At 64.6% G+C, this 13373-nt stretch carries 13 protein-coding genes and 1 tRNA gene; 11 read left to right on the top strand and 3 right to left on the bottom strand.

Annotated elements, in window-relative coordinates:
* Positions 1–51 precede the first annotated feature (51 nt).
* Together AC1Q5P_RS00780 and AC1Q5P_RS00775 are read left to right on the top strand one after the other, a co-directional pair.
* Complete coding sequence (locus AC1Q5P_RS00780; protein WP_492517883.1) at positions 52–1371, top strand: M28 family peptidase; 1320 nt, start codon at positions 52–54, stop codon at positions 1369–1371.
* Between the two features lie 39 nt (positions 1372–1410).
* Positions 1411–3690, top strand: coding sequence for a ribonuclease R family protein (locus AC1Q5P_RS00775; protein WP_492517882.1), 2280 nt, complete (start codon positions 1411–1413; stop codon positions 3688–3690).
* Here the strand turns inward: AC1Q5P_RS00775 and AC1Q5P_RS00770 are convergent, their stop codons facing one another.
* The gene (locus AC1Q5P_RS00770) at positions 3691–4149 is read right to left on the bottom strand and encodes a universal stress protein (protein WP_039332326.1); all 459 of its coding nucleotides are present in this window, start codon (positions 4147–4149) and stop codon (positions 3691–3693) included.
* 171 nt (positions 4150–4320) lie between these two features.
* Between AC1Q5P_RS00770 and AC1Q5P_RS00765 the strand changes: the two genes are divergently transcribed.
* The 3 genes from AC1Q5P_RS00765 to lpdA are packed head-to-tail and all read left to right on the top strand — an operon-like array spanning position 4321 to position 7471.
* Positions 4321–5610, top strand: coding sequence for a pyruvate dehydrogenase complex dihydrolipoamide acetyltransferase (locus tag AC1Q5P_RS00765; RefSeq protein ID WP_492476211.1), 1290 nt, complete (start codon positions 4321–4323; stop codon positions 5608–5610).
* 36 nt (positions 5611–5646) lie between these two features.
* A complete protein-coding gene (locus AC1Q5P_RS00760; RefSeq protein WP_039332329.1) occupies positions 5647–6033 on the top strand; it encodes an acyl-CoA thioesterase in 387 nt (128 codons plus the stop codon).
* 13 nt (positions 6034–6046) lie between these two features.
* A complete protein-coding gene (gene lpdA / locus AC1Q5P_RS00755) occupies positions 6047–7471 on the top strand; it encodes a dihydrolipoyl dehydrogenase (RefSeq protein WP_062348415.1) in 1425 nt (474 codons plus the stop codon).
* 72 nt (positions 7472–7543) lie between these two features.
* On the opposite strand, the gene AC1Q5P_RS00750 is transcribed toward lpdA, so the two are convergent.
* Positions 7544–8071 carry a hypothetical protein gene (locus AC1Q5P_RS00750; protein WP_052242076.1) on the bottom strand — a complete coding sequence of 176 codons (528 nt, stop codon included), beginning with the start codon at positions 8069–8071 and terminating at the stop codon, positions 7544–7546.
* Positions 8072–8206: 135 nt separating this feature from the next.
* Here AC1Q5P_RS00750 and AC1Q5P_RS00745 point away from each other — a divergent pair, with 135 nt between their 5' ends.
* Positions 8207–8350, top strand: a complete 144-nt coding sequence (locus tag AC1Q5P_RS00745) for a hypothetical protein (protein ID WP_156452230.1) — start codon at positions 8207–8209, stop codon at positions 8348–8350.
* A 5-nt stretch (positions 8351–8355) separates the two neighbouring features.
* Here the strand turns inward: AC1Q5P_RS00745 and AC1Q5P_RS00740 are convergent.
* Positions 8356–8445, bottom strand: a tRNA-Ser gene (locus tag AC1Q5P_RS00740).
* Positions 8446–8555: 110 nt separating this feature from the next.
* Between AC1Q5P_RS00740 and AC1Q5P_RS00735 the strand changes: the two genes are divergently transcribed.
* The 5 genes from AC1Q5P_RS00735 to AC1Q5P_RS00715 are packed head-to-tail and all read left to right on the top strand — an operon-like array spanning position 8556 to position 13372.
* Complete coding sequence (locus tag AC1Q5P_RS00735) at positions 8556–9602, top strand: lytic murein transglycosylase (RefSeq protein WP_492517881.1); 1047 nt, start codon at positions 8556–8558, stop codon at positions 9600–9602.
* On the top strand, positions 9586–10557 hold the full coding sequence (locus AC1Q5P_RS00730) for an SPOR domain-containing protein (protein ID WP_492517880.1): 972 nt from the start codon (positions 9586–9588) through the stop codon (positions 10555–10557). Before AC1Q5P_RS00735 ends, AC1Q5P_RS00730 begins: the two co-directional genes overlap by 17 nt.
* A 57-nt stretch (positions 10558–10614) precedes the next feature.
* Positions 10615–11775 carry a D-alanyl-D-alanine carboxypeptidase family protein gene (locus AC1Q5P_RS00725; RefSeq protein WP_492517879.1) on the top strand — a complete coding sequence of 387 codons (1161 nt, stop codon included), beginning with the start codon at positions 10615–10617 and terminating at the stop codon, positions 11773–11775.
* Complete coding sequence (gene tmk / locus AC1Q5P_RS00720; protein WP_492517878.1) at positions 11772–12407, top strand: dTMP kinase; 636 nt, start codon at positions 11772–11774, stop codon at positions 12405–12407. The genes AC1Q5P_RS00725 and tmk overlap by 4 nt, the downstream gene beginning before the upstream one ends.
* Complete coding sequence (locus AC1Q5P_RS00715) at positions 12404–13372, top strand: DNA polymerase III delta subunit-related protein (RefSeq protein WP_492517877.1); 969 nt, start codon at positions 12404–12406, stop codon at positions 13370–13372. The genes tmk and AC1Q5P_RS00715 overlap by 4 nt, the downstream gene beginning before the upstream one ends.
* The last annotated feature ends 1 nt before the right edge of the window (position 13373 follow it).

Raw genomic sequence — 13373 nt, 5'->3', positions numbered from 1 at the left:
TTTTTGTCAGGGCCCCTTGGCTCTGCCGGTCGTGGCGCTAGTCTCGGCCGCATGAGACACGCGCTTTACCTCGTCCCGTTCCTGTATTCGTCTGCGGTTCTGGCCACGCCCGAGGACGCTATCTCCGAGGCACGGCTGCGGGCCGATGTGGAGAAGCTCGTCAGCTTCGGCACGCGCCATACGCTGTCGTCGCAGACCGACCCCGAGCGGGGGATCGGTGCGGCGCGTAAATGGGCGGAAGCGGAGTTTCGCAAGAGTTCGGCCGCTTGCGGCAACTGCCTGGAGATCGTCCTGCCGGAAACGGTGGTGAGCGGTGACCGTGTCCCGGTGCCGACCCGTCTCGTCAATGTGGTGGCCATCCAGCGCGGTACCGAACGTCCCAGCGAGGTTGTCATCGTGCAGGCGCACATCGACAGCCGCGTGTCGGACGTGCTCGACGCGACGAAGGATGCGCCGGGCGCTAACGACGACGGCTCGGGCACTGCGCTGGTAATTGAAGCTGCGCGTGTGCTGTCGAAGGAGAAGTTCCCCGCCACGATCGTCTATGCTGCGCTGTCGGGCGAAGAGCAGGGGCTGCTCGGCGGCAAGCTGCTGGCGGACTATGCGGCGCAGCAGGGCTGGACCGTGAAGGCCGTGCTCAACAACGATATCGTCGGCGGCTCGACTGGGTCCGACGGCTACAGGGACGATGCACACGTGCGCGTCCTGTCCGAAGGCCCTCGCGCCGATGCGACCGACGCCCTCCGCGCCCAGATGCGCCGTTATGGGGGCGAGAATGACAGTCCATCACGCAATATCTCGCGCTGGATTGCCAAGCTGGCGGATAAGGATGATGCCGGGCTGGCGGTGCGGCAGATCTGGCGGGCTGACCGGCTCGGCCGGGGCGGGGACCAGTTGCCTTTTTCCGACAAGGGCTACCCCGCGATCCGCTTCACCGTGGCGGTAGAGGACTACGAACACCAGCATCAGGACTTGCGCACCGAAGGCGGGGTGAAGTTCGGCGATACTGTGGACGAGATGGATTTTCCGTATCTTGCCAAGGTGACGCGACTGAACGTGCGTGCGCTGGCAAAGCTGGCGCGCACGCCGATGCCGCCCGCGCCCGTGGTCAAGGGCGCAGTGCAGCCCAGCACGGACATCGCGTGGCAACCGGTGCCGGGGGCCGCGCGCTATGTGCTGTGGCAACGCCGGACCGACGCGCCGATGTGGGAGACGCGCTTGCTCGAAACCGTGGAGACAAAAGCCAGCCTGCCTGGCGTTCGCGCGGACGACTGGCTGTTCGGCGTCAGTGCAGTCGCTGCCGATGGAGAAGATAGTCCCATCGCTTCGGCAGTACCGGGCGGTCAATTCGGCCCGTTACCCAAGCCGTAACTTCTTGCCATCGGCGGGCATAACGACCACATGCCGCCAATGGCCAAGAACAAGTTTCCGCAAGGGCTCCCGACGCGCCAGCAGGTGCTGGACTTCATTGCACAATCGGACGAGCCTGCGGGCAAGCGCGAGATCGCCAAGGCTTTCGGCCTGAAGGGCACCGAGAAGATCGCGCTCAAGACGCTGCTCAAGGACATGTCCGAAGAAGGCCTGATCGATGGCAACCGCAGCGCCTTCCACGCCATGGGTGGCGTGCCGCGCGTAACGGTGTTGCGCATTGTCGAAATCGATGAGGGCGAACCTGTCGCCATCCCCGACAGCTGGCAGCCGGAGGACGCAAGCCCGCCGCCGCGGCTGCGGGTCGTGGAACCACGGGGCAAGGCAAGGGACCGCGGCCCTGCGCTGCGCGTCGGTGATCGCATTCTGGCGCGCACTGAGGAAGCAGGGAAGGGCTGGCTCGCCCATCCGATGAAGAAGATTCAGGGCGGCGAAGAGCAGTTGATGGGCGTCGTCGAACTTGACGGCACCGGCAAGGGCTGGCTCGCGCCGGTCGACAAGCGCGTGCGCAATGCCGTGCCGATCTCGGACCTTGGTGGCGCAGAGGCGGGGCAACTCGTGCTGGCCGAGCCTGCGGGGCGCTCACCGCGTTCGGGCATGAAGGTGGTTGCCGTGCTGGGCGATCCGCTGGCGCCGCGCGCGTTCAGCCTGATCGCGATCCACAAGCATGGCATTCCGTTCGTGTTCCCCGAAGCCGCGCTCCGTGAGGCCGAGGAGGCGGCGAAGCTGCCGCTCAGCGAAGACAAGCGCGAAGACCTGCGGCATCTGCCGATCGTGGCGATCGACCCGGCCGATGCGCGCGATCATGACGACGCCATCTGGGCCGAGCCGGACGGACAGGGCGGCTTCAACGCCCTTGTCGCGATTGCCGATGTCAGCTTCTACGTTCGTCCCGGCGGCCAGACCGACCGTGAAGCCCGCAAGCGCGGCAACTCGGTCTACTTTCCTGATCGCGTCGTGCCGATGCTGCCCGAAGTGCTGTCGGCAGACGTCTGTTCGCTGAAATCGGGCGCAGACCGTGCCGCGATGGCTTGCCACCTCTCGATCGACAGCGAGGGGCGGATCAAGGATTGGCGCTTTACCCGCGCGATCGTGCGGATCGCCGAAGTGATCGCCTATGAAGAAGCGCAGCGGCGCATCGATTCAGGGGAAGCCGAGGCGCACCTCGCCAACTTGTGGGACGCGTGGCGGCTGCTGGAGAAGGCGCGCAATGCACGCGATCCGCTGAACCTCGAACTGCCCGAGCGGCGCGTGGTGCTCGACGAGCAGGGCAAGATCGCCGAGATCGCGATTCGCGAACGGCTCGATGCGCACCGGGTGGTCGAGGACTTCATGATCGCGGCCAACGTTGCTGCGGCCAAGGCGCTGGAGGCAAAGGTCGCTCCGGTCGTCTATCGCATTCACGAACCGCCTAGCCGCGAGAAGCTGGTGGCGCTCAAGGACTATCTGGCGACATTCGATCGCAAGCTTTCGCTGGGGCAGGTGATCACACCCTCGCTCTTCAACCGCATGCTCAAGGACATCGCCGACGAGGCGGAAAAGGCGCTGATCATGGAGGCCGTGCTACGCAGCCAGACGCAGGCCTACTACGGTCCGCGCAATGCCGGGCACTTTGGCTTGAGCCTGGGGTCCTACGCGCACTTCACCTCGCCGATCCGACGGTATTCGGACTTGCTGGTCCACCGCGCGCTGGTCGACGCCTATGGTCTGGAGCAGCCACGGCCCAAGGCCGATCTGCCGCCGACGTCCGGTCTATCGGACCGTGACCGGGGCGATCTCGCGCGGGTTTCCGAAGCCATCAGCAATGCCGAGCGCCGCGCGATGGAGGCCGAGCGCGACACCATCGACCGTTACGTCGCGGCGTGGCTTTCGGGCAAGGTCGGCGAAGTGTTCGACACGCGAATCACCGGCGTCCAGAAGTTCGGTCTGTTCGCCACCATTATCGGTCTCGGTGGCGATGGGTTGGTGCCGGTATCGACCCTCGGGGCGGAGCGTTTCAACTATGACGAGAAGGCGCAGCGCCTGATCGGTGAACTGAGCGGCGAGGAGTTTGCCATGGGGCAGATTCTCAAGCTGCGGCTTGCCGAGGCCAACCCCCTTACAGGGGCGCTCAAGTTCGAGCCGGTTGACGTTGCCGAAGGCGTCCAACGCATCGAGCGGCGTGGCGGCAAGATGGAACACAAGCCCAGGCGGCAGGGAAACTATACCGCGGGCAAGCGGGGTCGCCCATCGAACATCCGGCACCAGGGCAAGCGCAAGTGATCAACTGAAACGGTCGATTTCCTCGTCGGAGATCGCGCCGGGGACGATCATCAGCGGGCAGGGGAGCTGCCCCGCAATGCCGGCAAAGTGGCTGACGAGAGGCCCGGGATTGCCGCCTCCGGCCGCGCCCAGCACCAGCGCGGAGACTTCGGGGTGCTCGCCCAGATATTCGCGCACGACTTTCGGTCCGTCACCCATACGCACCGAGATCTGCGGAGAAAGGCCTGACTCGCTGGCCAGGCTTCCGGCGGCAGTCATGGCGAGGACTTCCGCCCGATCGCGCGCTTCCTCCTCGATCGTGGCCTGTACCCCGCCGAATGCCACGAACTGCTGTTGCGGCACCAGGGCAAGAATGTGGACCGTGCCATCGGTGCGGACCGCGCGCCTTGCCGCAAAGCGCAGCGCTCCCTTGGCTTCGTCAGTCTCATCCATGATGACCAGATATATGCGCTGCGACATGGCGAACTGTCCTCTCGATGCACACGTATCGGCAAATTCGTATGCGGCGCAAGCGGCAAGCCACTTGACCCGACGCGCCATGCTGGTGAAATGGGCGTGACAAAAGGTGCAGGGGAGGTTTCCGCTACGGACTCCCTGCGGCTTGCCATCAGGACACGGAAAAACACGCCCATGCCCATCGCCATCAAGATGCCCGCCCTTTCCCCCACCATGGAAGAAGGGACGCTTTCCAAATGGCTGGTCAAGGTCGGCGACAAGGTTTCCTCGGGCGACATCATGGCCGAGATCGAAACCGACAAGGCCACGATGGAGTTCGAGGCTGTCGATGAGGGCACGATCGTTTCGATCGACGTTGCCGAGGGTGCCGAGGGCGTGAAGGTTGGCACCGTGATCGCGATGATCGCAGGCGAGGACGAAGATGCCAGCGCACCTGCGCCTGCCCCCAAGGCCGCTCCTGCTCCGAAGGCGGAAGCCGCGCCAACGCCTGCCCCTGCAGCAGCGCCTGCCCCGGCACCGGCCCCTGTTGCTGCCGCAGCGCCTGCCGCCAAGGGCGACCGCGTGATCGCCAGCCCTCTGGCCAAGCGTATTGCCGCCGACAAGGGCATTGACCTTGCGGGGATCGCCGGATCAGGCCCCAACGGCCGCATCGTCCGTGCCGACGTCGAAGGTGCCAAGCCTGCCACCGCCGCGCCTGCGGCCACTGCACCAGCCTCTGCTCCGGCAGCGGCACCTGCTGCGGCTCCGGCACCTGCAGCCGTGCCCGACTTTGGCATCCCCTATGAGGCGACCAAGCTCAACAACGTGCGCAAGACGATCGCTCGCCGCCTGACCGAGGCGAAGCAGACGATCCCGCACATCTACCTCACCGTCGACATCCAGCTCGATGCCCTGCTCAAGCTGCGCGGTCAGCTCAACAAGGCGCTCGAGGCGCAGGGCGTGAAGCTTTCGGTGAACGACCTGATCATCAAGGCGCTGGCCAAGGCGCTGGTGCAGGTTCCCAAGTGCAACGTCAGCTTCGCGGGCGACGAACTGCGCACCTACAGCCGCGCCGATATTTCGGTCGCCGTTGCGGCGCCTTCTGGCCTGATCACGCCGATCATCGTCGATGCCGGCAACAAGTCGATCTCGGCAATTGCCACGGAAATGAAAACGCTCGCCGGCAAGGCGCGCGAGGGCAAGCTGCAGCCGCACGAATACCAGGGCGGCACGGCTTCGCTTTCCAACCTCGGCATGTTCGGGATCAAGAGCTTCGACGCGGTGATCAACCCGCCGCAGGCGATGATCATGGCCGTGGGCGCGGGCGAGCAGCGCCCTTACGTGATCGATGGCGCCCTGGGCATTGCCACGGTCATGTCGGCAACCGGCAGTTTCGACCACCGCGCCATCGATGGCGCCGATGGTGCCGAACTGATGCAGGCGTTCAAGAACCTGATCGAGAACCCGCTGGGTCTGGTGGCCTGAGCCTGATCGCCTGAAACAAGTCGCAGGGGTGCAATGATGGCCGATCCGCTACCACAGGGCGAACCGGCCATCCGCATCACGGCGATGCCAGCTGATGCGAACCCCGCCGGCGATATCTTTGGCGGATGGCTCATGGCGCAGATGGACATGGCGGCAGGCATTGTCGCGGCAAGAAGGGCCAAGGGCCGCGCCGCGACGATCGCCGTGGAGGGCATGACTTTCCATCACCCGGTCCATGTGGGTGACGAGGTTTCGGTCTATGCCTCTCTTGCCAAGGCGGGACGCACTTCGATGACCATCGATGTGGAAACCTGGCGCCGCGCCCGCACCGGCGAGGATCGCCAGAAGGTAACGCAAGCACGATTCTTCTTCGTCGCCATCGACGACGAACGCAAACCGCGGCCCTTGCCGCAGACAGACTGACAGGAGCATTTGCGTGGCTGACCAATACGACGTCATCGTCCTCGGATCGGGTCCCGGCGGCTATGTCGCGGCGATCCGCTGCGCGCAGCTCGGCCTGAAGACCGCCATTGTCGAGCGCGAGAACCTCGGCGGCATCTGCCTCAACTGGGGCTGCATCCCGACCAAGGCGCTGCTGCGCTCGGCCGAAGTGCTCAACCACATGAAGCATGCGGCCGCCTATGGCCTCGCCGCTGACAACATCCGCGCCGACCTCGACGCGGTGGTCAAGCGCTCGCGCGGTGTGGCCAAGCAGCTCAATCAGGGCGTCACGCACCTGATGAAGAAGAACAAGATCACCGTGCACATGGGCAACGGCGTGCTCAAGTCAGCGACTTCGGTCGAAGTGACCGGCGGCGTCGATGGCAAAGGGGGCACCGAGACGATCTCCGCCAAGCACGTGATCGTCGCAACCGGCGCCCGTGCTCGCGATCTGCCCTTCGCCAAGGCTGATGGCGAGCGCGTGTGGACTTATCGCCACGCGATGACGCCGAAGCAGATGCCGACCAAGCTGCTGGTCATCGGCTCTGGCGCGATCGGTATCGAATTTGCCAGCTTCTACAACGACATGGGCGCTGAAGTTACTGTCGTCGAGATGATGGATCGCGTCGTGCCGGTTGAAGATGCCGACGTGTCTGCATTCCTCGAAAAGGCGCTGACCAAGCAGGGCATGAAGATCATGACCGGCGCGGGCGTCGAGAGCCTTGCCGTCTCGGCCTCGGGCGTGAAGGCGAAGATCAAGGGCAAGGACGGCAAGGTTGCCGAGGCCGACTACAGCCACGTCATTGTTGCGGTCGGCATCGTGCCGAACACCGAAAACATCGGCCTCGAAGCATTGGGCGTGAAGGCCGAGCGCGGGATCATCGCCATCGACGGCTATGGACGCACCAACGTCAAGGGTCTCTGGGCCATCGGCGACGTGACGCCGGGGCCGTGGCTGGCGCACAAGGCAAGCCATGAAGGCGTGATCGCCGCCGAAGCCATTGCCGCCGAGCTCGGCAACAAGGACGTTCACCCGCACCCGATGGACCGCGCCAACATTCCGGGCTGCACCTACTGCCACCCCCAGATCGCCAGCGTCGGCCTGACCGAGGCCAAGGCCAAGGAAGCCGGCTACGAACTCAAGGTCGGCACGTTCCCGTTCATCGGCAACGGCAAGGCCATCGCCCTGGGCGAGCCCGAAGGCTTCGTGAAGACCGTGTTCGACGCCAAGACCGGCGAGCTATTGGGCGCGCACATGATCGGCGCGGAAGTGACCGAGATGATCCAGGGCTATGTCGTCGGCAAGACGCTTGAGACGACCGAGGCCGAACTGATGCACACGGTGTTCCCGCACCCGACCATCAGCGAATCGATGCACGAAAGCGTCCTGGCGGCTTACGGGCGCGCGATCCACATCTGAGGATCGGCATCTGGCAACAAAAAGGGCGCGGACGGTCATCCATCCGCGCCCTTCTTTGTCTAACTTGTGAAATCAGTAAGGGATACTGTCCACGGTGAACGCGTTCACAAACTGACCCGGCTGCATTACGGCTGACCGTCCGCTCACGAGCCACGTCGCGAAAACAGCCGCTACAGTGTTCCCCTTGCCTTCCTGGCGATGCACTCCGCGCATGGCATAGTCGGTGCCGCGGACGTTGATCTTGTTGAATGTCACTTCGAATTTCCCGGACTTGCCCCCGACGGCCTTCCCGGTCTTCCACGTGATAGTTCCTTCGACCTTGGACCCACGAGGAATAGCGACCGTTCCGTTTTCCAGCACATCGTTGACCACTGAAAAGTTGAACTTGTCACCGACCTCGACCTTTTTCGAAGTGATCTCGGTGTCGGGAGTTACCGGAACCAAAGTGCTCGCCGGCAGCAATCGGGCGGAGGTCTGAACAACTGCGGATTGGGCAGTAGGCGTTGCGGCGACTGTTGCAGTTTGGGATGTGGCTTCTTGCGCAAAACCAGTGGTGGCCGAAATCAAAAGGATTCCAGCGGCGCTTATGACGAACTTCATGTGTTGCTCCATTCCCCTGTTATTTCAGAGGCGTCCCACACGTGTTGCTGAAAGACAAGGTCCAAATTGAAACAATTCTTGTTGGGAAGGAACGCTCGCCTTTCTCGTCGCTTTCCAAGGTGAGGAGAGAGTTCAATGGAATTCGAGATCGAAGAACCCGTGAATCCGCTGCCTTGGGAAGCAGAATGGCGCTGCAAGACGGTCAAGCCGGGTCATGCAGTCGACCGCGACGACATGAGCGTCAAGGCGCTGGAAATCCCGGAGTCAGAGGAAAGCTAAAAATTTGGCGGACAGGGTGGGATTCGAACCCACGGTGAGCTTCCACCCACGGCGGTTTTCAAGACCGCTGCCTTAAACCACTCGGCCACCTGTCCGCACTGCCGGCTTCGCCTTCTGGCGATGCTGGCTCGGCTCGCCGTTAGCGGGTTTGGCGTCGGTCGCAAAGGGGATTCCCAACCATGATGTTCCGTGCGACATCGGTTTGATGATGTTTCTGAAGAATGCGAAGGCGATCCGGGCGTTTGGAGTGGCTGCCATGGCTCTGCTCGCCGCCGGCCCTGCCGCTGGGCAGGCCGATGAGGAAGAGGCAGGCTTTCAAGGGTATCTGCAACTTCTTGCCGCGCGTGGACGGGCTGAAGGCGTCCGCGAATCGACAATTGCGGCAATGACTTCGGGCCTCACTCTCCACCAGCGTGTCATCCAGCTCGACCGTGCGCAGCCGGGATCATCGTCCGGCACCATCCCGGCTTTCGAGCCGTACCGTCGCCAGCATGTCGATTCGTCGCGCATTCTGCGGGGGCGTCGGCAATATGCGGCGGTGAGCGGCCAGATTGGCGCGATCGAGCAGCGCTATGGCGTGCCTGGGCCGGTCTTGATGGCAATCTGGGGCCATGAAACCGATTACGGGGGCTATACCGGCAATTTCGATCTGCCACGAGCGCTGGCAACGCTCGCCTACGAAGGACGGCGACGGGAGCTGTTTGCCGACGAATTTGTTGCGGCGATGAAGATGGTCGATCGGGGCGTGCCGCGGTCGAAGCTGGTCGGCAGCTGGGCAGGGGCTTTCGGCAATCCGCAATTCTTGCCCTCGGTCTATCTGCGCGTGGCGCAAGACGGCGATGGCGATGGTTTTGCCGACATCTGGAGCAGCCGCACCGATACGCTCGCCTCGATCGCAAATTACTTTCGCGATGCCGGTTGGCGTTCGGGGCAGCCTTGGGGCATTGCCGTCAGCGTGCCGGATGGGCTGGATCGCAACAGCCTTGGCACCACGCTGAAAAGCCCACGGTGCCCGCGCGTGTTCGACCGGCATACCGGGTGGAAGACCATGGCCGAATGGCGCGCTCTGGGCATAGTGCCGCGGAGCGGCAGCTGGCCCGGCGACAATGTCATGGCCAGCCTGCTCGAACCCGATGGCAGAGGGCGGACCGCCTATCTGCTAACCGGAAATTATAGGGTTATCCTCGATTACAACTGCTCGAACTTTTACGCTCTGTCCGTAGGACTTCTTGCAGATGAGATCTCCCGTTAGCCGAATTGCACTCGTTGCCACGCTGCTGCTTGCTGCTTGTGGCGGTGCGAATGCCCGCGTTTCAGCAGTTTCCGAGGCTGGTGGCCCAGGTCCAGCGGGCGATTATCCGATGGTGCTGGGGGCGCCGTTCGTCGTCGACGGGGTGACCTATACGCCCGCCGACACGCTGAATTACGATTCGGTCGGCTATGCCGAGGCTGTCGCAGGGGCGGGCGTTTCCGGTGCCCACAGAACCCTGCCGTTGCCGAGCTACGTCGAAGTCACTTCGCTCGACACCGGCAAGACCATCCTCGTCCGACTGACCGAGCGCGGCCCCATGACCGGCAATGGTCTGGTGGCGCTGTCGGCGGGCGCATGGACACAACTCGGTGCTGCGCCAGGTGCGCGCCTACCTGTGCGCGTTCGCCGTGTGAACCCGCCCGAGGCCGAGCGAGCGTTGCTCAGGACAGGCCATCAGGCTCCCGCACGGATGGATACGCCGCCGGGCTTGCTGGCTGCGCTGAAGCGGAAGCTCGGCATCGCGCCTGCTGCCTTGCCGGCCGACACCGTCGCCGAGCCGACCTTGCCGAAACCCGCCGCGCCCGCGAAGCCCGAACCGAAGGTTGCCGCCCAACCTGCGCCCGCCCAACCTGCCCCTGCCAAGCCTGCGCCCGCCAGGCTGGATGCGCCGGTTGCGGCCAAGGAAGCGCCCCCGCCTGCTACTCCGAAGCCCGCTACCCCGAAGCCTTTACCCACTTCTGCCTCGGCAAAAGGCTTTCTTATCCAGGTAGGCGCATACTCCACGCAGGCTCGTGCCGATGCCGCCGCCAGGGCGACCGGCGGTTCGGTGTCGCAGGTCGGCAAGCTGTGGCGCGTGCGTGTCGGACCGCACAAGGATCGTGGACAAGCCGATGCAGCGCTGGCGAAGGTTCGCGCGGGCGGCTATGCCGACGCAAGGGTCGTTGTCGCGCCGTGACCTGATAGGCGCGAAGCGACCGGCGTTGTCCGGGGATTGCACTTGCGTTTGAAGGTCGTGACAATTGCGATGGCTGCCACGCTGGCAGCCCTGCCGGTGCAAGCCGCGGCGCCAGAGTTCCGTGGAGCGGATCCGCTCGGTTCGATGCCCCGGATCGACGCGCCGATTGCGTTGATGCTCGATGTCGGTTCAGGGCGCGTGCTTTTCTCGCGCAATCCTCATCGGCGTTTCGTCCCCGCCTCGATCACCAAGATCATGACCAGCTACGTCGCGTTCGACCTGATTTCGAAGGGCAAGCTGCGGCTCGACCAGCGCATCCCGATCCGGTCCGAAACCTTCCGCAAGTGGCGCAATGTCGGCAGCACGATGTTCCTGCCCGCCGAAGCGCAGCCCACGGTGGCGGAACTGATCGAGGGCATCGTCACGGTTTCGGCCAATGATGCCTGCGTCGTGCTGGCCGAGGGTGCAACCGGCTCCGTCCCCGCCTTCACTGCGCTGATGAATCAGGCGGCCGACGAGCTCGGCATGCGCGACAGCCACTTCAACACGCCAAATGGCTGGATGGACGAGGGCCAGACCTACGTTACCGCTGCGGACCTGGCGACGCTGAGCGGCGCGCTGATGACTCGCTTCCCGGACCTGTACCGTCGCTTCTATGGCCATTCGCAGATGACCTGGAACGGCATCACCCAGCCCAACCACAACCCGCTCTACGGCCACACCGAAGGTGCGGACGGCGTGAAGACGGGCTTTACCAACGAGGCGGGCTACGGCTTCGTCGGCTCGGCCCAGCGCAACGGGCGGCGGCTTGTCATGGTGCTTGGCGGCTATGACCGGCCGATTGACCGCACCAACCAGTCACGCGCGTTCATCGAATGGGGCTTTGCCGCCTGGGATGCCAAACCTATCTATCGCAAAGGCTCTGCCCTTGGCTCGGCGGCGGTGCAGGGTGGCGAAGCTCGCCAGGTATCGCTTGTTGCGCCTCATGACCTGAGCGTGACCATGCCCAAGGGAGCAGCGAGCAAGTACAGGCTGTCGGTGCGCTACAAGGGTCCGTTGAAGGCGCCCATCCGCAAGGGTGAAACGGTGGCGAGCCTCCTCGTTCGCGTGCCCGGAGAGCCGGTTCATGTCCTGCCGCTCGCCGCCGGTGAGGATGTGGCACGCGGCGGCGTGTTGGCCCGCCTGCGCAATGGTGCAATGGGGCTGGTCGGCCTGTGAGCGCTGCACCGGGCCGCTTCATTGCGCTTGAAGGCGGCGAGGGCGTTGGCAAGTCGACGCAGGGGCGGATGCTTGCTGAAGCCTTGCGTGCCCGCGGGCTGGAAGTCGTGACGACGCGCGAACCGGGTGGGACTGCGGGCGCCGAGGCGATCCGCACCATGCTGCTCACCACCGATGGGGAGGGATGGGGCGCCTGCGCCGAGGCCCTGCTCTTCGCCGCGGCCCGTGCCGATCACGTCGAGAAGCTCATCCGGCCTGCCATCGCGCGCGGGGCATGGGTGATCTGTGACCGCTTCGTCGACAGCAGCCGTGCCTATCAGGGCGGTGGCGGCGGGCTTTCCGACACTGACGTTCTTGACCTGCACCGCATCGGCAGCGAGGGCCTCTTGCCGGACCTTACGGTCCTGCTCACCGTACGCCCGGAAGTGTCGGCCCAGCGTCTCGCCATGCGTGATGGTGGCGCGGGTGATCGCATCGAGAGCCGCGGTGCACCCTATCATGCCCGTGTGGCCGAGGCTTTCCGCGCCTTTGCCGCGCAAGACCCGGACCGCTTTGCTGTGATCGATGCCGAGGGATCGCCCGCTGACGTGCATTCGAGGATCATGGCCCGTATCGCAGGCTTTCTCACATGAGCGAGCGCATGATTGGCCATGACGAAGCCTGGCGCATCTGGCGCGCGGCCATTGCCGGCGAACGCATGCACCATGGCTGGATTCTCGCCGGGCGCGAGGGCCTCGGCAAGGCCAGCTTCGCTCGTGCGGCTGCCGCAGAGCTTGTTGCCGAACCCGGAGTGCCGCAACCGCCGGTCGAGGCGCATCCCGACATTCTGACGCTCTTCCCGCTCCCCGCCAATGACGACGAGGCCAAGAAGCGCGACGAGGGCAAGCCCTATCAGTTGAAGCGCAGCATCTCTGTCGATCAGGTCCGCGCGCTGCAGCGGCGCCTCACGACCCGCCCAACACTGGGGCGGCGGCGTGCGGTGATCATCGATTCGGCTGACCTGCTTGAGAAGAGCGCGGTGAACGCATTGCTCAAGAGCCTTGAAGAACCGCCCGTCGGCACCTTCTTCCTGCTCGTCGTCCACGCTCTCGGCCGCTTGCTGCCGACAGTCCGGTCACGCTGCACCGTGGTGCGGTTCCATCCACTTTCGGCAAGCGACGTTTCGCGCGCCCTGGATCATGCAGCACCAGAACTCGATGCCGAGACCCGCAAGGGCGCATTGGCGGTCGCGGGAGGATCGCCCGGCGCGGCCCTGGCTTTCGCGGCGCAGGACCTGGGCAAGGCGCAGGCGCTGTTCGCCCGGATCGTCGAACATGGGGATCCTGACCTCTCGCTACGTGGCGCCTTGGCCGGGGCGCTCGGCGCGCGACCGGACCGTGAAAGGATCGCCGCCGCCATAGAAGCTGCGCGGATGACCGTGGTCGGCGCGCTCGATCGTGTCGACGAAGCTGCCAAGGTGCGGCTTGTCGAAGTCCATGCCCGCCTGGTCCGGCTTGCCGGCGAAGCGCCGATCTACAACTTTGATCCATCGATGCTGACCATGGAAATCGGCTCCTTGCTGGCATCGGCCGCGCCGACTAGGGAAGGGGCACGATAAG

It is taken from the genome of Novosphingobium sp. GW835-FHT14H07 (assembly GCF_058793515.1).
This window is presented reverse-complemented; position numbering and strand designations above follow the sequence as displayed.